Consider the following 17977-nt stretch of genomic DNA (forward strand, 5'->3'; position numbering starts at 1 on the left):
CATTTTACATCTGTAAAAATGCTTCATACCCCTTTAATGTCTCATATAGGTCAGCCTTGCTTATTACCTCGTATGGTGCATGCATATTCTGTACAGCAATTCCACTGTCGATTACATTCATATCAAGATTAGCCAAGATATATGCAATTGTTCCGCCACCGCCTGCATCTACCTTTCCAAGCTCTGCCATCTGGAAGTACACAGCTGCATCATCCATAACTTTTCTTAACTTTCCAATGAACTCAGCAGAAGCATCATTAGAACCGCTCTTACCTCTTGAACCTGTGTACTTGTTAAATACCATACCTTTTCCAAAGAATGCTGAATTCTTCTTTTCAAACACTGATGCATAATTAGGGTCATATGCTGCACTTACATCTGATGATAACATATAAGAATTAGCAAGCGCTCTTCTTAATTTAAGCTCTGAATAATCACCACATCTGTCCATAACCTCTGCGACCATATTTTCAAAGAATCTTGAATGCATACCTGTTGCGCCGACGCTTCCTATCTCCTCTTTATCCACAAGTATGCACACACCTGTTCTGTTAACCTGTGGTGTATTAAGAAGTGCAATAAGCGACGGATAAGCACACACTCTGTCATCATGGCCATATCCCATAATCATGCTTCTGTCCAGACCATAATCTCTTGCAGGTCCTGCCGGAACAGCCTCAAGCTCTGCTGATAAGAAATCTTCCTCTTCAATCCCATATTTTTCTTTAAGAATTGCAAGAATATTCTTCTTAACTGCTTCCTTTTCTTCCTTATCCTCATCTGTATTATCACTGTCTGATGCTGCCGGCATGCTTCCTATAAGGATATCAAGGTCCTCGCCCTCAACCACCGAGCTTCCTTTCTTTTCCATCTGTTTAGCAGCCAGGTGTATAAGAAGGTCTGATACTCCGACAACCGCATCGTCAGCATCTTCTCCGATTACAACTTCAACACATTCGCCATTCTTTAATGCAACAACACCATGAAGTGCAAGAGGAATTGCTACCCACTGGTATTTCTTGATTCCTCCATAATAATGTGTATCAAGAAGTACCAGGTCTGAATCTTCATACATAGGATTCTGCTTGATATCAAGTCTTGGTGAATCAATATGTGCCCCAAGTATATTCATGCCGGTACTTATCGGTTCACTTCCAATATTAAAAAGCACTATTGCCTTCTTCATATTAACGGCATATACCTTATCGCCTGCTTTAAGTGTCTCATTGGCTGCTATTATCTCCTGTAAATCTCTGTATCCGGCTTTCTTTGCCAATTCTACAGCCTTTTTTACACATTCTCTTTCTGTCTTACACTCAGATATAAAAGTCTTATATTCATCTGCAAATGTGAATACATTGTTCTTATCTTCGTCTGAATATTTCTTCCATGCATTCTTTCTTTCCATAATGTCAACTTCCTTTCTATATTCCTAATGTTATCTGACCATCAGAATCTTCCTGATTATCTGCATCAAAGCTTTCGCTTGCAAGCTCTAACTCTGCCTCTTCCTTATATTGTTCAACCATATCTTCACTGATTGTTGGAAGCTCATCTATAGACTGTACTCCAAATGACCTTAAAAAATCCTCTGTTGTTCCAAAAAGCATTGGTCTTCCCGGTGCATCAAGTCTTCCAACTTCCTTCACAAGACCAAGTTCAACAAGCTTGCTTACTGCTCTGTCTGAATTAACACCTCTGATATTCTCTATCTCAATCTTAGTTACAGGCTGCTTATATGCTATTATCGACAACGTCTCTAATGCCGCATCTGTCAGTGTGTATCTTCTTGGCTGGCTGCAAACTCTTATTAGTGCATCATAATATTCCTGCTTGGTACACAGCTGGAAGCTGTTCTCAAGCTCAATGATTCTTATTCCCCTGTTCTCTGATTCATATTTATCCATAAGATTGTGTACTATCTTAACAGTTGTATCCACATCCTGTTCTATAGCATCTGCAAGCTTACCTGCTTCCACAGAATCACCCATAGTAAAAAGCACAGCCTCAATTATGCCTTCCATCTGTTCTAAACTCATCATTCTACTCCTCTGTTATATCTTCAATAAGCTCAGGATCCCTGACCACCCTTATGAATATATCATCCTCCGGGCATTCCTGCTTAACCTCAACAAATCCAGTCTTAATAAGCTCTAACACAACTAAAAATGTTACTATAACAGCAACCTTTGACGGATTATTCCACAAAAGCTCCCTAAAACTAAAAGCTTCATGCTCCATCATAAATGCTTTAATATCCACAAGCTTTTCACTCATGGTAACTTCTTCTTTCTCAATCTTTCCAAACTTGCTTCGTACAGGATCTATCTTATCTTCCTTACGTTTACAAACATCAGCAAATATTCTGTTAAGACGCATAAGTGTTGTATCACCAATAACCTCTGTAAGATCAACCGGCGGTGTATATGCTGCAACCGCCTCCGGAATACTCTGCTTCTTATAATAGGTTCTCTCTGCATCTGTATGCTTGTCCTTTAATTCCTGTGCCATAGCCTTATACAGCTTGTACTCTAACAGCTTTTCAACAAGCTCTGCTCTTGGATCTTCCTCATTGCCTTCCTCATCCACTTCCTTAGGAAGTAACATTCTTGACTTAATATCAAGAAGAGTTGCCGCCATTACAAGGAACTCACTTACCACATTAAGATCTTCCTTCTTTAGCTGCTCAACATATTCCATATACTGTTCTGTAATCATTGCAATCGGAATATCATATATATTAACTTTATTCTTATCTATCAAATGTAAAAGAAGATCTAAAGGTCCTTCAAACACCTGAAGCTTAACACTTATTCCCATATCTGCCTCGCTATATTTACTGTGCATAATTACACGTATCACATTTTACATAAAATAACTGCTGTTTGCAAGTAATTGCTAAATTCTATAAAATAACATATAATATCTTGAAAACATTCAATTAAGGATTAAGGTATAAGAATGCTCAATTTAATATTATTAATTAAAAGAATTGTCACTAAAATATCTGAAGACCGCATCGGCGACTACGCATCCTCAGCATGTTACTATCTTATGCTGAGCTTTTTCCCGTTCTTTATTGGTCTTTTAAGCCTTATAAAGTTTCTGCCAGTTTCCAAAGCAGACCTTCTAAAGGTTATTTATGGCGTTCTTCCAACTCAGCTGCAGCCTATTGTCCAGGCAATGCTCACTGATATATATGACAATTCAACAACTGCATTAACCCTCATTACTGCAATTGCTATCATATGGGCTGCCGGTAAAGGTTTCATGGCTATAGTCCGTGGATTAAAACAGATATACAGAAAAGATAACCAGAAGAACTGGCTTTTCCAGAGAATAAGAGCAAGTATCTATGCCCTTATATTTATGATTCTTATTATTGCCAGCCTTATACTTATGGTATTTGGTAACAATATTATGAACTTCACTATGAAATATATACCACAGCTTACTAATGTAGTCGTGATATTCAGAGGTATATTTAACAGTAAACATTTTCTCTTTCCAAGTATATTCACACTCTTCTTTACTATAGCATTCTCACTTGTATCAAGAAGAGGAAAAAAGTTCTATAAAGAGATTCCAGGAGCTTTCTTTTCTGCTTTAGGATGGTATCTTTTTACAGCACTGTATTCTCTTTATGTTGGCCACTCACCGAACTTTTCATACATGTACGGAAGTCTTGCTACTATCATCATAGCACTTATATGGATGTATGCCTGTATGATTATAATATTCATCGGTGCAGAGATTAACTACTTCATCAATGATGAAAAAATATTCAGTCATTATCTTGGGAAGAAATCAGAGTAAGCGTAGTACCTCTGTAGAAGAATTCCAGAATCTGCGCGTAAGTCATGGATTCTGCCATTTTATTGGCAGCATTCTGACTCATGCCAATTCCATGTCCGTAGCCACCTCCTGTTATCTTAAAGCCTGTAAGCTTCTTTCCCTCCGTCACTTTCTCAAACACACAGAATGTGCTTGGGAGATTAGCATATCTTGTCGTTCCTGACTTAGTGTTCATATCCACATTTGCATTGCCAAATGCTGCCCTAATCGCTGATTCACTGTCTATCACTGTCTCGCCTTTATCACCTGTAACTTTAACTTTTACTGCAGCTCCTCCATTAACACGCTCAAGGACTTCAATATCTGTTATGTTTCCTACATTCTTCCCTGTAGAACGTGCAAATCCTTCACTTATCTCTTTAACAGATTCCTCCATGCTCCATCTGTACAATGTGCAGTCGTAATCATAATCAGCTTCATTTTCACCTTTTATAAATGTATTAAACTCCGATTCTACTGTCAGTGTAAGTCCTCTGTCCACTCCGCCCACACACTCCGCAACAAAATACGGATAGTTTTCTGTTGTATTGCCCCAGAGTGTAACGTCTGTTGTGCTTCCACATGAGGTTGAATAGTAATATGTCTTAACAACTTCTCCGTTATATGATAGCACCTGTCCCGCTGTCTCATCTACTGCAGTATCTGTTGATTCTGCCCGCTGTGAGTTATTATATACCTGAAACTGTATTGAGTCATCAATATGTGCTCCATAAGCACTATAATAGTTATTAGAAAGTTCCGTATAAGCATAGCTTCTTGCACATACAGCCTGACATTTCAGTGCTTCAAGATTAAACCCTGACGGCATCTCGCTAGGGACAACTTTTTTAAGATAATCTTCTATCCCCACTTCATTTACAATAACAATTCCTTCATCATACAGTGAAACTTCAATAGTTCCACCATATGAAGGTGTTCCTACGCCTCTGTTTACTGATTGGAACTGTATCTCACCTGATTTAGGAATTAGTTTTATTCTGCCCTCATTAAAGTCTTCTGTATCCGGATTAAACACAACCATCTCCCCGGGTGCTGTCTCATAAGATTCTTCACCAGTCTCAACTATCATTCCTGAATCAGCACAAAAAACTGCTTCATTAAAAAATATATCTCTGAATCCGCTTGTCTTGATAATTACTCTTATATTGTCAGCCTGCAAAGGTTTATTCTTAATAGCACCACAGACTTCTCCATCCGCCACAATAAAATCCTGTAATGCATAACCGACAATTATACTGCTGTAATTACTTATCAATGAGTTTTCTTTTTCATACATAATAAAGTCCTCATCCAGCTTAACAGAGCCATAACCTTCAATTTCAACGCTGTCTTGTGAAACTGACAGCACCTTTCCACTTACAACATCCGTCTTTGTATTAACTCCAACAATCTTTCCATTCTCAACGATAATATCACATAAACACCCGGTTACATCTTCTGCTATCTTTCCAGTATTGAATTTCTTTATATTACCATACATATTGGCAGTTATTGTATTGTCTTCTATATTAGTTACATATACATTTTTATAAAGATTGATTTCTGACGATGTGTCCTGATATCTTGATTTAATCATACATGACATATATATACATGCTGATGACATAAAAATCACCAGTGCAGAATAGGCTAAGAATATTATTTTTGTTCTCTGTTTCATATACTATTCTCCATACTAAATTAAGTGTCCTTGTTCAGACAAGCTCTTGATAGTATATGCTGAAAATTGAAGTTTTAGAACTAGGTATGCTCATCACTTTTCACGCAAAAAGCTTATATGCCAGAACTAAGTTCTGGCATTGTCGCGTTGCTCCTCGAATATAAAATCATAAAAAGCGACGCATGCAAGCATGGCCGCTTTTATAATTTTATATTCTCATCGCTTTTCGCGCAAAAAACAGGCTGTCACATATGTGACAGCCTGTTAATAATATCCCAAAACGCCGCTCCCCACGCTTTCGACTCCTAGCGAAGCTAGGTGGGCAACCGCATCCAGACCGCTGCCTTCCACTGACTAAGGAGGCTTGACATTGGAATGGAGATATAGGAATCCCGTCGATGAAATGTAGGATCAAAATAATGTGGTTTTGCGAACGTCCCAGGAAATATTCTATTGATACGTAATCTGTACCGATGTATTGATTATACATCTTCTTTACTGATTACACAATATTATATGTCAAAAAAATTCAAATATACCTGCGAATGAATTCAATTCAGACGCAGGTATATAATCATAATTCAAACTCTGTAATGATTGAAAATTAAAGCTGTGGACCAGCAGCAACTAAAGCCTTACCAGCTTCGTTACCTGTGTACTTAACAAAGTTCTTATTGAATCTTGCAGCAAGATCCTTAGCCTTAGTCTCCCACTCAGAAGCATCAGCATATGTATCTCTTGGATCAAGGATTGCTGGATCTACTCCAGGAAGCTCTGTAGGAACTTCAAAGTTGAACATAGGAATCTTCTTTGTTGGAGCTGTATTAATAGCACCTGAAAGGATAGCATCAATGATACCACGAGTATCCTTAATAGAGATTCTCTTACCTGTTCCATTCCATCCTGTGTTAACTAAGTAAGCCTTAGCTCCACTCTTTTCCATCTTCTTAACAAGCTCTGCTGCATACTTTGTAGGATGAAGCTCAAGGAATGCCTGTCCGAAGCAAGCTGAGAATGTAGGTGTAGGCTCTGTGATTCCTCTCTCTGTACCAGCAAGCTTAGCAGTAAATCCTGAAAGGAAGTAGTACTGTGTCTGCTCTGGTGTAAGAATAGATACTGGAGGAAGTACTCCGAAAGCATCTGCTGAAAGGAAGATTACATTCTTAGCTGCTGGAGCTGAAGAAATTGGTCTTACTATATTCTCAATATGATTGATTGGGTAAGATACACGAGTATTCTCTGTTACGCTCTTATCTGCAAAATCAATCTTTCCATTCTCATCAAGTGTAACGTTCTCAAGAAGAGCGTTTCTCTTAATTGCATTGTAGATATCTGGCTCTGAGTCCTTATCAAGGTTGATAACCTTAGCGTAGCATCCACCTTCGAAGTTGAATACGCCATTGTCATCCCAACCATGCTCATCATCACCGATAAGGAGTCTCTTAGGATCTGTTGAAAGTGTTGTCTTACCTGTTCCTGAAAGACCAAAGAAGATTGCTGTATTCTCTCCGTTCTTATCTGTGTTAGCTGAGCAGTGCATTGAAGCAATACCCTTTAATGGAAGGTAGTAGTTCATCATAGAGAACATACCCTTCTTCATCTCTCCACCATACCATGTATTAATGATTACCTGCTCATGGCTTGTAATGTTGAATGCAACACATGTCTCTGAGTTAAGGCCTAATTCAGCATAGTTCTCAACCTTAGCCTTAGAAGCATTATATACAACGAAATCTGGCTCGAAGTTCTCAAGTTCTTCTGCTGTTGGCTTAATGAACATATTAGTTACAAAATGTGCCTGCCAAGCAACTTCAACGATGAAACGAACTGCCATTCTTGTGTCCTTGTTAGCTCCACAAAATGCATCAACTACGAAAAGTTTCTTATTAGAAAGCTCTGCCTTAGCGATGTCCTTAACCTTAGCCCATACATCTTCTGACATTGGGTGGTTATCGTTCTTATACTCATCTGATGTCCACCATACAGTGTCCTTAGAGTTCTCATCAACAACAATGTACTTGTCTTTAGGAGAACGACCTGTATAGATACCTGTCATAACATCAACAGCTCCAAGTTCGCTTTCCTTACCAACTTCATAACCTTCGTTAGTAGACTTAGTCTCTTCCTCGAATAATAATTCATAAGAAGGATTGTAGACGATCTCTGTAGCACCTGTGATGCCATACTTGCTTAAATCGATTTTTGCCATCTTACATAAACCTCTTTTCTTATAATTTCTTGTAAATTATTACAAAATTCTTTTTAATTCTATACCATGCCCTAATTAAAATCAATAAAAAATTGTTAAATTTTTCTCGAAATCGTGTATATATTAATTTTATTAATCAGTTATTCTTTAGGAACCGTCTTTTCGTACTTGATATCTTCAATTGTTTCACTTGAAAGCCTGATAGCCTCAAGTACCACATTTTCTGCAACTCCCATGTTCTTGGCTACTTCTTCCACCGTAGGTTTTCTTCCTAATTCTTCTTTAAGTCTTGTTCCCCAGTCATTTACAAGATTGACTTTATTGAGAATTTTTCCCGAAACCATATTAACATCCGTCTGTTCATCTATAAGCATATTAAGACTGCCTTCAATAAGCTCCTTAACTGCTTCGTCAATTCCTTTAAGCACATTAAGAAGGTCTTCCTGTCCACCTTCTTTAATCTTATCCTTCCACTCATAATTATTAAGCCATTCCTGCTGTCCTATATATGCTGTCATAGCCAGATTGGCCTCCTGTACAAGGTCACATGCAAGAACTCCCTTTCCTCTGAATGGTTCTATCCATGACGCAATCTTTTCAAGATAACTTTCTGTAAACAGTTTTAGTGATTCTTTATCATTGTCCTCAACTATGTTCATAAGAAGATATGACCTTGTAACATCTGTCATAGGCTGTATTCCTGATATATCCTGAAGATATATTTTCAGATACTTCTCATCCTCTTCGTAATCAAGATGACTTACAATATCATCCGCAACCTTCTTATCTTCCTGCTCTTCCTTAGAAATATGTTGTCCTGACTCATCAATATTATCATCTGAGGCACTTTCCATCAGCTTTAGGAATTCATTATCTACGCTGTCTTCACCCTGTATCTTAATTCCATTAGCCATCAGATATCCTGAAATCATCTGGAATTTGGCATCATCTAATGCCATATCTTTAAAAAAGCTGTGTACATCCTCTCTTGTAACAATATTGCCATTAACCTTGGCATATTCTTTAATGCTTCCGACAGCCTCCATAAATGCTGCCTGGGAATCTTTATTTTCAGCCATATTATCTAACCTCTTTCAACTTAATTCGTTCTGTATAATATAACACATAAGTACGCATTTGGTAAATGTATTATTTCAGTATACACATTTGACAAAAGCAGACCCACAGCTTATAGTTTATATAGAATATAAGAAAAGAGGAGATTTCATAATGAGAATCGCATTAATTAATGAAAACAGCCAGGCTGCAAAGAACGAGATGATTTATGCATCACTTAAGAAGGTTGCAGAAAGCAAGGGACATACAGTTGATAATTATGGTATGTACTCAGCTGATGATAAAGCACAGCTTACATACGTACAGAACGGTATCCTTGCTGCTATTCTTTTAAACAGCGGTGCTGCTGACTTTGTGGTAACAGGTTGCGGTACTGGTGAAGGTGCTATGTTAGCACTTAACTCTTTCCCTGGAGTTCTCTGTGGACATGTTGTTGATCCTTCAGACGCTTATATGTTCATGCAGATTAACGACGGTAACGCTATTGCTCTTCCATTTGCAAAGGGCTTCGGATGGGGTGCAGAGCTTAACCTCACATACATCTTTGAAAAGCTTTTCGAGGGTGAACCAGGTGGCGGATATCCTAAAGAAAGAGTTGTTCCTGAACAGAGAAACAAGAAGATTCTTGATGGCGTAAGAGCTGTTACTCTTAAGCAGGATCTCGTAGAAGTTCTTAAGGAGCTTGATCAGGATCTCGTTAAGGGTGCTGTTGCAGGTGAGAAGTTTGAAGAGCTTTTCTTTGCTAACTGCAAGGATGAGAAGATTGCTGAGTATGTTAAGACTCTCAGATAATTAATTCTGCATTGTACTTAAAAAGGTGTCTCCGTTAATCCGGAGACACCTTTTTCTTTTACTTATTATGCTGCTTTCTGTATAAAACCAGCTTTAGTTATTGCATATCTTACTGTCTTTCCAAGAAGTGTTGCAATAACTATCTTAACAATATCAAATCCGATAAATGGATATACACATACTGTAAGTGCATATGTGACTGAACATTTCATAAGGTATACAAACCATACCGTACCAAATGCGTATGCAACAGCAGTTCCAACTACCCAGCCAAGCATTGTAAGAAAAATATTTCTGTGTGAAAGCTCAATCACAGCTCCTCCAATAAGTGCCATGAATATGAAACCTATAAGATATCCTCCTGTTGGTCCAAGAAGCTTTCCTAATCCACCAGCAAATCCTGAAAATACAGGAAGTCCTACAGCACCAAGCAGCAGATATATTCCATAGCTTCCTGTTCCTGCCCATATGCCCAGTACAAATACTGTGAAATAAATCACAAGATTAGTAAGAGATATTGGAATCTGACCAATTGGAACTGAAAGTGGTCCAAGAATACATGTAACTGCTGCCATCATAGCCATAAATGTCAGCTGATAAATAGTAACCTTTTTACTTTTCATAATTAAAGTCCTCTTTTCAAATGTAGTAATACAACATTTGTTATTGTACACACTCAAAAAGCTATTGTCAACCTATTATTAATTCAAGTTGACATTCAGTTAACATTACATTTTACAATGCTATTGTAATATATACTGTATCATTCCCGGTCCAAGCTCTGGTGTCGGCCTTGCGATAAATCCATGCTTTTCATAGAATATCTCTCTTCCCTTGGCACACATCAGACAAAGCATCATTCTTGTGCCATCCTGAGTAATTCCTTTGACATAATCTATTATATGTTCTATAAGCATGCTTCCTATGTGCTTACTCTGATATTCCGGTATTATTATTAAATCCTGGATATAGCTGATTACAGACATATCTCCAACCACTCTGCCCATTCCTATAGGCTTGCCATCATCATATACTGTGAATACTTTCACGCTGTTATCCAATGCTCTCTGAGCCTGATTTTCATCCAACTTAATCCAGCCAACCTGTTTTCTTAATGAAAGATATATATTAACATCTCTCATATCTTCTACTATTCTTATCATAATCTCTATTTCCTACAAATTTTTTAACGAATCGAATTATACTCGCTTTATTTATTAATGTCCAGTGTGCTATAATAGCAAAAAAATATCGGAGGTACTCACATGATTACTGTAGCTAAAGATAATTCCGGAGATTTTAATTCTATCCAGCAGGCTGTTGATTCAATTCCAGCCGGAACCCCTGAAACTATCTATATCAAAAAAGGAATATATAAAGAACGCGTTGAAGTCAGAAAGAATAATATATCATTTGTTGGTGAAAGCACTGATGATACTATAATAACAGAAAGCTATTATGCAAGAATGATTATGCCTGATGGCTCTAAACGTGGAACTTTCCGTTCTTATACATTTTTCGTCTACGCAGACAATTTTACTGCCAGCAATTTAACTTTTGAAAATGCAGCCGGATTCGGTGATGAATTTGGCCAGGCGATTGCAGTATATGCCGAAGGGGATAACATAACTTTCAGGAACTGCAAAATTCTCGGTCATCAGGATACTCTGTTCACCGGTCCTCTTCCAATGAAAGAAAAGCAGCCTGGTGGTTTCACCGGACCTACAATTGACGGAATACGCCGTGTTGTCCACCAGTTATATGAAGACTGCTACATTGCAGGAGAAATTGATTTTATATTTGGAAGTGCTACTGCTTACTTTAAAAACTGCACCCTTTTTGCACTGAACAGAAATCAGGAAATCAATGCTTTCTATACAGCACCTTCTACATATGAAGGACAGGCTTTTGGTTATGTATTTGAGAGCTGTACATTTACAGGTAACTGTCCTCCAAAAAGTGTTGCTTTAAGCAGGCCATGGAGAATACATGCCAAAACAGTTCTTCTTAACTGCAGCTATTCCGATCAGATAATTGATGAAGGATTTACTGACTGGAACAAGCCCGAATCGCATGAAACTGTATATTATGCAGAATACAACGGACATGGAGAAGGTTTTAAGCCTGAAAAAAGAGCAGCTTATGTTCATCAGTTAAATGAATCAGAAGCTGCCCTCTATACTCTTGAAAATGTTATGAATTCCTAATTAATTGTTAATGAACCAAGCGATGTTCCAGATGATGTTGCCGTCATAGAAGACCCGGCTACTAAACTGGCATCGCTTTCTTTTACCTGAAAAAGTACCACAACATCTTTACTTGCACCTGCTGCAAGACTTACATTTTTCAATGCTGTTATATCATTCTTCAATATTGATGCATAATTACCTACACCAGTTCCTCCAACTTCAAGTTTAAATGTTACATTACCTGAAGAATTGAGTGTTACTGCCTGTCCACTTGTATTAGTAAGTGTAAGTTCAACTGCAACCACCTTATATCCTTGCTGTGCAGGCACAGATACATAATCATCCAATGGATAAGCACTTCCTGTAACATAATCCTTATATCTGACTGTTACACCATTAAGTCCTAAAACTGCCGGAAGATTCCCCATTAAATCTGTTGACGCTGTTCCTGCTGCATTAGAAGCAGAAGGTTTATGTGAATTAACAGACTGACTCTGTGATGGTGTCTGTGTACTGCTGTTAGTACCTGCAGTTGTTGTAACACCTGTCTTCTGCGCAGTATTAAGCTTCTGGTACTTCCATTCATTATCATATGAATACTTAAGAAGTGTTCCTGCTATATATTCTGCTACAAGGTCATTCTCTTCATTAGTCAGTGATATATCATTCTTACCACAGCCTGTAAGTGCTGCCATACACAATAGTACAAGCAGACCCGTTAAAAATTTTTTCATATATTGTTCCTCAAACTCTTTAAAAAATTATTATTGTAGTTCATGATAAATAAATACATTTTCTAAACACTAATAACAATTATATCATATTATGATTTACAATCAAGATTAAACCAGAATTCTACACCATCAGATACATTTCTGACACCATATTCCTGCCCCATTGAATCCATAATAGCCTTTACAATAGACAGTCCTATTCCATTACCTCCATATTCTCTTGTTCTCGCTTTATCAGTCTTGTAGAACTTCTCCCATATTCTTTCAAGATCTTCATCAGCAATATTCTTTCCACTATTATATACAGTAACGGTAATAGTTCCTCCATTCTCTGATTTTTCAGTTCTCACCTCAATTGCACGCTTTCCATCACAGTGATTAAGTGCATTAGATATATAATTAGTAAGCACTTCCTCTGTCTTGTATTCATCAGCCCACACATAATTATGCTCATTACGGTTATCAAATACTATACTCATATTCTTTTGTCCCGCTCTTATTGCATTGGCATCTGCTACAGAAGCAATAAGCTCATTAATATCAAATCTCTCCATCTCAGGCTCATCATTTCCGAATTCAATCTGATTAAGTGTAAGAAGTCTCTTAACCATTGTATTCATCTTGTTTGCCTCGTCCATAATAACATCACAATAAAATTCCATGCTTTCAGGATCATCTGTTATGCCTTCCTTAAGCCCCTCAGCATATCCTTGTATAAGTGCAATAGGAGTCTTTAACTCATGAGATACATTTGAAAGAAAATCTGTTCTCATTATCTCAAGCTTTTCTTTTTTATCAATATCTTTCTTAAGTTCAAGGTTAGCCTTCTTAAGCTCAGCAATATTCTGTTCAAGCTTCTCAGACATATTGTTCATGCTCTTTCCAAGCAGACCAATCTCTCCCTTATCACTTCCCTCATATCTTGCATCAAAATCCATCTCTGACATCTTCTCAGCAATATTAGAAAGCTGCTTAATCGGTCTGGTAATATATGTTGATACTACAAATGCTGCAATTATACCAACAGCAAGAATTGCTCCTCCAACATACTTAATAAGAGTTGTCGATATATTTACATTATCTTTTATTCCCTGGATAGGAGTTCTTAATATAATTGAATATCCATTGTCAAGTGTACCCCATATCTCAAGATAGTAATCTCCAAGCCTTTCATCATACACCTTCTGTAATGTGTAATTATCATTGGAGCTTATAATTGTCCTGTTCTCAACAAGTGATGTACCAGACATATCAATAATATCTTCCAGACGCTTTCTATGATCTTTCTTATCATCCTTGTCTGCCGGGTTATCTGAATCATCTTCCTGTTCCTTAGGTTCCGGTGCTTTATCAGGTGAACCATTATTCTTAAAAATATCTCCATTAAATATACTCATGCGAAGACGTTCCATCATTGAATCATCTCCCTGAGTACTTACATATATGGTACACCAGCTGCTGTCAACTACAAGCACAGATATTCCCTTTGCTGTAGATATGTTCTCCATATCAGCACACATAGTATCTTTATCTATCTGTGAATCAGTATATTTCTGCATGATTTCATTGACATTCTCATAAGAATTAATCATGCTCTTCTGCTTACGGTTCATATACACTTTCTCAGAAAAAATGCTGTTAAATCCAATAAGCATAGCCACAAGACATGTAACAGTAACTACCAGAAGAAGTGTAATCTTAAACTTAATTGAATGTATCTTCATCTTTAATTGCCTTCCTTATACGCAGAATCAGTCAACAATGAACTTGTAACCCATACCCCAGATTGTCTTGATGTAATCACCCTTCTCACCCATTTTCTTTCTTAATTTCTTAACATGGGTATCTATAGTTCTTGCATCTCCATAGTAATCATAATTCCATACATTATTAAGAATCTTCTCTCTAGACAACGCAAGCCCTTTATTCTCAACAAAATAAGTAAGCAGTTCAAACTCCTTATAGCTTAACTCTATCTCTTCACCATCAATCTTAACGATATGTGCTGCTTTATCTATAGTAATTCCACCAATCTCAATTATCTCGTTGCTGTCAACACCATATGCACGTCTTATAATTGCATCAACTCTGGCTGTAAGTATCTTGGGTGAAAATGGCTTGGCAATATATTCGTCAGCTCCACATTCAAAGCCTTGTAGTTCATCCATCTCCTCGCCCTTTGCTGTAAGCATTATAATAGGAACTTTAGAATCCTTTCTTATCTGCCTGCACACTTCCCATCCATCCATTCTTGGCATCATAACATCAAGAATTATAAGTGCAATATCTTTATTCTCCATAAATGTATCTACAGCTTCTACACCATCAGCCGCTTCAATAACAGCATATCCTTTTCTTGTAAGGAAATCACTTACAAGCTTTCTCATTCTGCTTTCATCATCTACTACTAAAACCTTCATCTTATCCATATGTAATCCTCACTTTCACGGTGAATTAATTATCTATATACTATCTGATAAATATGTTTAAAATGTGTACTCTGCTCATATATTTATATTATGACTACTTTGTTGACTGCTGTGATGATGATTTTAAAGACTGCTTTGATTCAAGTTCCGCTTCCCTTGAATTAAGCTCTTTCTCTTTTTCCTTTAACTTGGCTTCCTTAGATTCAAGCTCTGTCTGCCATGAAGAATACTTATTCTGTACATTCACTTCATAATTAATGACATTAGAATTAGAGCCTGTCTTAAGAATAAAAAACATTGCAATTAACGCAATAACAAGAAACACATTTACAATCATAATTCTCATAAAATTGTTCTTGTACTTTGCCACCTGAATTGAGAGAGTATGCAGCTCACTTCTATGCTCATTTCTTTCACGTCTTCTGTCAATCGCAATCTGTGTTTCACTCTTTACCGGAATCGGCTTAATCTTATCATCTGGAATATCTGGTGAATTATACAGAAACTGCTGTAAATTCTTGAGATAATTTAGTCCAATGGATGTATAAAATAACTGTCTGTCAATTATCTTATTATACAACACATACACCTGTTTCGGATCTTTACTGTCCGTCTTTCCAGACAGATACTTAATAGCATTCATCTCATCTTTTGCTTCCTGCGCTTCCTGCTTCGTCTTAAAAGTATATCCGCCGACAACAAAGCCTTTTTCCTTATTATTAACATTTTTATTATCGCTCATAAACTCCACTTCCCACGCACATTTTTGTTAATTGTAACATTAAATCTCATTATCTACAAACCAAACATCTCCTGGCATATCTTTTTGCCGCTTTCCGTCTTAAAAATGTTATTATATGCTTTCAATGCTGCATCCTTTGTAAGATTATCATCGCATATGTTAACTAAGAAATCCGCCTCAACAAGTATCTGATAATCAATGCCGTCAATATTATTGTAAGTATGGTGATGTCCTATCAGATACTGCACTCTTTCTGATACTTCACTGTCAAAGCCAAGCCTGTCAAGAAGTCCTGCGGCAATAGCAGGACCTTCTTTTTCCTGCAGTTTTCCTCCGCACTCACCATATTTTTCTTCACATGTATGAATCCCGATATCATGTGTGAGTGCCGCTGTTTCAATTATAAAAAGACATTTGTCATCAACATTTTCCATCTGTGCAATCAGCTTTGCATAGCTGTGAACCTTGCAAAAATGCTGTATTCTTTTAGCGTCTCCTTTATATAATTCAATCATTGCCATATGAAGTCTGTTAATCATAGTGTCTCCTTTTAATAACCAAGTGTATCATTTACAAGTATTACATGTATTCTTCCGACATGGCGTGAATATCTTGTAATCAGGAACTGGCAGCATAATGTGTCTGGTGATTTGCAGTCAAAGCATTTTCCGGTTGTCTTGCAGGGTGTCTTGACATCAAAATTCTGTGCATTAGTTGGTGCAGCTATATTTCTTGCACGCTTCATTGCCGAATCGAGGTCTGAACAGACTTTATTCATTCCAACTATGAAGATTACCTTCTTTGGTCCCTGCGCTATGCATGAAACACGGTTAGAATTGCCATCAATATTGACAAGTATTCCATCACTTGTCATCGCATTTGCACTTGATAAGAACACATCAGCGTCATATGAAGCCAGAAGTCCCTCTCTTGGAGTCATCTTAGAGCGGTCTATATAATTGTAATTGCCCTCCTTCAAAGCCTTCACAAGTCCAATCTCCTGTGCACTGTGACAGCCGCCCATAGCAATTGTGCTTTCCTCGTCAATTAACTCCAAAGCCTGCTTTAAAGCTGCTTCTTTATCCTCTGCATAATATCCTGACATATTTCGTGACTGTAAGCCATTAATTACAGTCTGTGCCAGTACTTCATTTCTTTTCTTTACATTTTCGTCCATGCTTGTATCCTCCAGTCTATGTAAATATTTAGTATGCTTATTATAGCACAAATTCTTTTACTTCCTTTATGCTTCATAACAAAATAAATGTAGTTCTTATGAGTTATCAATAACATTTTCTATATAAAATTTAAGGAAATCATGTATCTCCATATTATATTCTTTCTCAAATCTTTTTCTAACATTTTCTTCCAGTTCCGATCTTTCGTGAAATGAATCTTCATAATATCTGACCATGCTTTCAACTACATTCTGACAAAATGGTGTTCTGTTATGTATTCCATTTAATTTTTTATCATCCCAGTTAAAACCATATGTAACGCCATACTCTTTTTCTTTGTACAAAATACAATAATTATAGTCGCCGCCATCTTGGGTCAATATTGTAGATGTAAAGTTTGTAAGGGTCAATACAATATCTCTGTTAGCTTCATAGACTCCATAAATAATATTTATATTATGGCTTTCAAGATTGAAATCCTCAAATTTTCTGTTACCTATCAGTTGTCTTCTCTGAGTATCTGTCAATTCAACCAGACTTAAATCTATGCTTATTTCATCACTATCAATATTATTGTCGCTGTTTACCTGATCTTTATCTTGTATAAAGCACTTAGGATTTTCAGAAATTCTTTGCAGATTCGCAACAAATAACTGAAGATGTTCCCGTTGAAACTTTAAATCTGTGCCAAACTGTCTGTTGACCGCTGCCATTTTTACAGATATTTTTCCATATTGTGATTCACCATCAAATTTTATCTCCTTACCGCCAAGAACATTTTCAACTTCAACATTTTTTATACTATCATTCTTTATGATATAACATTTATAAAACTTTCCCCACAAGTCAAACACAGCAATTAGAACATTTTCATCAGTTGTCGTGACAAATGCCTTACAATCAGATATGGAATGTCCATGGTGCATTATAATATAAGATATCCTGTCTCCATCTGGTTCTTCCATATCAACCAGAATCTCATCTCCGTGTGTAAACTCATCTTCTTTTAAAACTTTAGAAAATGTATCTTTATATAATTGTGTACAAAACACATTTTTAAATCTCATATTCTACCCCTGACTAATATCATAAACCTGCCATATTATTGTATA

The 17977-nt window shown here is 36.9% G+C and carries 18 protein-coding genes and 1 other RNA gene; 3 read left to right on the forward strand and 16 right to left on the reverse strand.

Features of this window, described 5'->3' with window-relative positions:
• Nucleotides 1–4: 4 nt before the first annotated feature.
• The 3 genes from EUBELI_RS05640 to EUBELI_RS05650 are packed head-to-tail and all read right to left on the reverse strand — an operon-like array spanning nt 5 to nt 2820.
• A complete protein-coding gene (locus EUBELI_RS05640) occupies nt 5–1408 on the reverse strand; it encodes an aminopeptidase (protein WP_012739399.1) in 1404 nt (467 codons plus the stop codon).
• A gap of 16 nt (nt 1409–1424) precedes the next feature.
• The gene (gene scpB, locus EUBELI_RS05645; RefSeq protein WP_012739400.1) at nt 1425–2042 is read right to left on the reverse strand and encodes an SMC-Scp complex subunit ScpB; all 618 of its coding nucleotides are present in this window, start codon (nt 2040–2042) and stop codon (nt 1425–1427) included.
• A gap of 1 nt (nt 2043) precedes the next feature.
• Complete coding sequence (locus EUBELI_RS05650) at nt 2044–2820, reverse strand: segregation and condensation protein A (protein ID WP_041688116.1); 777 nt, start codon at nt 2818–2820, stop codon at nt 2044–2046.
• Between the two features lie 141 nt (nt 2821–2961).
• Here EUBELI_RS05650 and EUBELI_RS05655 point away from each other — a divergent pair, with 141 nt between their 5' ends.
• Entirely contained in the window at nt 2962–3816 is an 855-nt protein-coding gene (locus EUBELI_RS05655; RefSeq protein WP_012739402.1) for a YihY/virulence factor BrkB family protein, read from the forward strand.
• Here the strand turns inward: EUBELI_RS05655 and EUBELI_RS05660 are convergent.
• The 4 genes from EUBELI_RS05660 to EUBELI_RS05670 all read right to left on the reverse strand — a co-directional run bounded on the left by EUBELI_RS05660 (nt 3785) and on the right by EUBELI_RS05670 (nt 8803).
• Complete coding sequence (locus EUBELI_RS05660) at nt 3785–5515, reverse strand: SpoIID/LytB domain-containing protein (RefSeq protein ID WP_049777917.1); 1731 nt, start codon at nt 5513–5515, stop codon at nt 3785–3787. The two genes, EUBELI_RS05655 and EUBELI_RS05660, sit on opposite strands and share 32 nt — an antisense overlap.
• A 268-nt stretch (nt 5516–5783) precedes the next feature.
• Nucleotides 5784–5963: non-coding RNA, 6S RNA (ssrS, locus tag EUBELI_RS13885), on the reverse strand.
• A 156-nt stretch (nt 5964–6119) separates the two neighbouring features.
• Nucleotides 6120–7724 carry a phosphoenolpyruvate carboxykinase (ATP) gene (gene pckA, locus EUBELI_RS05665; RefSeq protein WP_012739404.1) on the reverse strand — a complete coding sequence of 535 codons (1605 nt, stop codon included), beginning with the start codon at nt 7722–7724 and terminating at the stop codon, nt 6120–6122.
• A gap of 140 nt (nt 7725–7864) precedes the next feature.
• Complete coding sequence (locus EUBELI_RS05670; protein WP_012739405.1) at nt 7865–8803, reverse strand: sigma-70 domain-containing protein; 939 nt, start codon at nt 8801–8803, stop codon at nt 7865–7867.
• A 151-nt stretch (nt 8804–8954) separates the two neighbouring features.
• Here EUBELI_RS05670 and EUBELI_RS05675 point away from each other — a divergent pair, with 151 nt between their 5' ends.
• Nucleotides 8955–9593 (forward strand): RpiB/LacA/LacB family sugar-phosphate isomerase, encoded by a 639-nt coding sequence (locus EUBELI_RS05675; protein ID WP_022097436.1) that lies wholly within the window; start codon nt 8955–8957, stop codon nt 9591–9593.
• 65 nt (nt 9594–9658) lie between these two features.
• Here the strand turns inward: EUBELI_RS05675 and EUBELI_RS05680 are convergent, their stop codons facing one another.
• On the reverse strand, nt 9659–10216 hold the full coding sequence (locus tag EUBELI_RS05680) for a biotin transporter BioY (RefSeq protein WP_012739407.1): 558 nt from the start codon (nt 10214–10216) through the stop codon (nt 9659–9661).
• Nucleotides 10217–10336: 120 nt separating this feature from the next.
• On the reverse strand, nt 10337–10756 hold the full coding sequence (locus tag EUBELI_RS05685; RefSeq protein ID WP_012739408.1) for a GNAT family N-acetyltransferase: 420 nt from the start codon (nt 10754–10756) through the stop codon (nt 10337–10339).
• A gap of 102 nt (nt 10757–10858) precedes the next feature.
• Here EUBELI_RS05685 and EUBELI_RS05690 point away from each other — a divergent pair, with 102 nt between their 5' ends.
• Nucleotides 10859–11800, forward strand: coding sequence for a pectinesterase family protein (locus EUBELI_RS05690; RefSeq protein WP_012739409.1), 942 nt, complete (start codon nt 10859–10861; stop codon nt 11798–11800).
• On the opposite strand, the gene EUBELI_RS05695 is transcribed toward EUBELI_RS05690, so the two are convergent.
• From EUBELI_RS05695 to EUBELI_RS05725, 7 genes are all read right to left on the reverse strand, one after another.
• Complete coding sequence (locus EUBELI_RS05695; RefSeq protein ID WP_012739410.1) at nt 11797–12516, reverse strand: hypothetical protein; 720 nt, start codon at nt 12514–12516, stop codon at nt 11797–11799. The genes EUBELI_RS05690 and EUBELI_RS05695 overlap by 4 nt on opposite strands.
• Before the next feature lie 89 nt (nt 12517–12605).
• Complete coding sequence (locus tag EUBELI_RS05700) at nt 12606–14240, reverse strand: sensor histidine kinase (RefSeq protein WP_012739411.1); 1635 nt, start codon at nt 14238–14240, stop codon at nt 12606–12608.
• 27 nt (nt 14241–14267) lie between these two features.
• Nucleotides 14268–14945 carry a response regulator transcription factor gene (locus tag EUBELI_RS05705; RefSeq protein WP_012739412.1) on the reverse strand — a complete coding sequence of 226 codons (678 nt, stop codon included), beginning with the start codon at nt 14943–14945 and terminating at the stop codon, nt 14268–14270.
• A gap of 94 nt (nt 14946–15039) precedes the next feature.
• Nucleotides 15040–15687 carry a hypothetical protein gene (locus tag EUBELI_RS05710; RefSeq protein ID WP_012739413.1) on the reverse strand — a complete coding sequence of 216 codons (648 nt, stop codon included), beginning with the start codon at nt 15685–15687 and terminating at the stop codon, nt 15040–15042.
• A gap of 53 nt (nt 15688–15740) precedes the next feature.
• A complete protein-coding gene (locus EUBELI_RS05715) occupies nt 15741–16226 on the reverse strand; it encodes an HD domain-containing protein (protein ID WP_012739414.1) in 486 nt (161 codons plus the stop codon).
• Nucleotides 16227–16237: 11 nt separating this feature from the next.
• The gene (locus EUBELI_RS05720) at nt 16238–16864 is read right to left on the reverse strand and encodes a lactate utilization protein (protein ID WP_012739415.1); all 627 of its coding nucleotides are present in this window, start codon (nt 16862–16864) and stop codon (nt 16238–16240) included.
• A 96-nt stretch (nt 16865–16960) separates the two neighbouring features.
• Nucleotides 16961–17932 carry a hypothetical protein gene (locus tag EUBELI_RS05725; RefSeq protein WP_012739416.1) on the reverse strand — a complete coding sequence of 324 codons (972 nt, stop codon included), beginning with the start codon at nt 17930–17932 and terminating at the stop codon, nt 16961–16963.
• Nucleotides 17933–17977: the final 45 nt, after the last annotated feature.

The sequence above is a fragment of the [Eubacterium] eligens ATCC 27750 genome, from assembly GCF_000146185.1.
Classification (GTDB): domain Bacteria; phylum Bacillota; class Clostridia; order Lachnospirales; family Lachnospiraceae; genus Lachnospira; species Lachnospira eligens.

Bases quoted from the DNA above. Each gene is read 5' to 3' on its own strand.
- scpB (WP_012739400.1), bottom strand. From the start codon at position 2,042: ATGATGAGTTTAGAACAGATGGAAGGCATAATTGAGGCTGTGCTTTTT.
- EUBELI_RS05680 (WP_012739407.1), bottom strand. From the start codon at position 10,216: ATGAAAAGTAAAAAGGTTACTATTTATCAGCTGACATTTATGGCTATG.
- EUBELI_RS05700 (WP_012739411.1), bottom strand. From the start codon at position 14,240: ATGAAGATACATTCAATTAAGTTTAAGATTACACTTCTTCTGGTAGTT.
- pckA (WP_012739404.1), bottom strand. From the start codon at position 7,724: ATGGCAAAAATCGATTTAAGCAAGTATGGCATCACAGGTGCTACAGAG.
- EUBELI_RS05725 (WP_012739416.1), bottom strand. From the start codon at position 17,932: ATGAGATTTAAAAATGTGTTTTGTACACAATTATATAAAGATACATTT.
- EUBELI_RS05650 (WP_041688116.1), bottom strand. From the start codon at position 2,820: ATGGGAATAAGTGTTAAGCTTCAGGTGTTTGAAGGACCTTTAGATCTT.
- EUBELI_RS05720 (WP_012739415.1), bottom strand. From the start codon at position 16,864: ATGGACGAAAATGTAAAGAAAAGAAATGAAGTACTGGCACAGACTGTA.
- EUBELI_RS05675 (WP_022097436.1), top strand. From the start codon at position 8,955: ATGAGAATCGCATTAATTAATGAAAACAGCCAGGCTGCAAAGAACGAG.
- EUBELI_RS05660 (WP_049777917.1), bottom strand. From the start codon at position 5,515: ATGAAACAGAGAACAAAAATAATATTCTTAGCCTATTCTGCACTGGTG.
- EUBELI_RS05640 (WP_012739399.1), bottom strand. From the start codon at position 1,408: ATGGAAAGAAAGAATGCATGGAAGAAATATTCAGACGAAGATAAGAAC.
- EUBELI_RS05705 (WP_012739412.1), bottom strand. From the start codon at position 14,945: ATGGATAAGATGAAGGTTTTAGTAGTAGATGATGAAAGCAGAATGAGA.
- EUBELI_RS05695 (WP_012739410.1), bottom strand. From the start codon at position 12,516: ATGAAAAAATTTTTAACGGGTCTGCTTGTACTATTGTGTATGGCAGCA.
- EUBELI_RS05690 (WP_012739409.1), top strand. From the start codon at position 10,859: ATGATTACTGTAGCTAAAGATAATTCCGGAGATTTTAATTCTATCCAG.
- EUBELI_RS05715 (WP_012739414.1), bottom strand. From the start codon at position 16,226: ATGATTAACAGACTTCATATGGCAATGATTGAATTATATAAAGGAGAC.
- EUBELI_RS05670 (WP_012739405.1), bottom strand. From the start codon at position 8,803: ATGGCTGAAAATAAAGATTCCCAGGCAGCATTTATGGAGGCTGTCGGA.
- EUBELI_RS05710 (WP_012739413.1), bottom strand. From the start codon at position 15,687: ATGAGCGATAATAAAAATGTTAATAATAAGGAAAAAGGCTTTGTTGTC.
- EUBELI_RS05655 (WP_012739402.1), top strand. From the start codon at position 2,962: ATGCTCAATTTAATATTATTAATTAAAAGAATTGTCACTAAAATATCT.
- EUBELI_RS05685 (WP_012739408.1), bottom strand. From the start codon at position 10,756: ATGATAAGAATAGTAGAAGATATGAGAGATGTTAATATATATCTTTCA.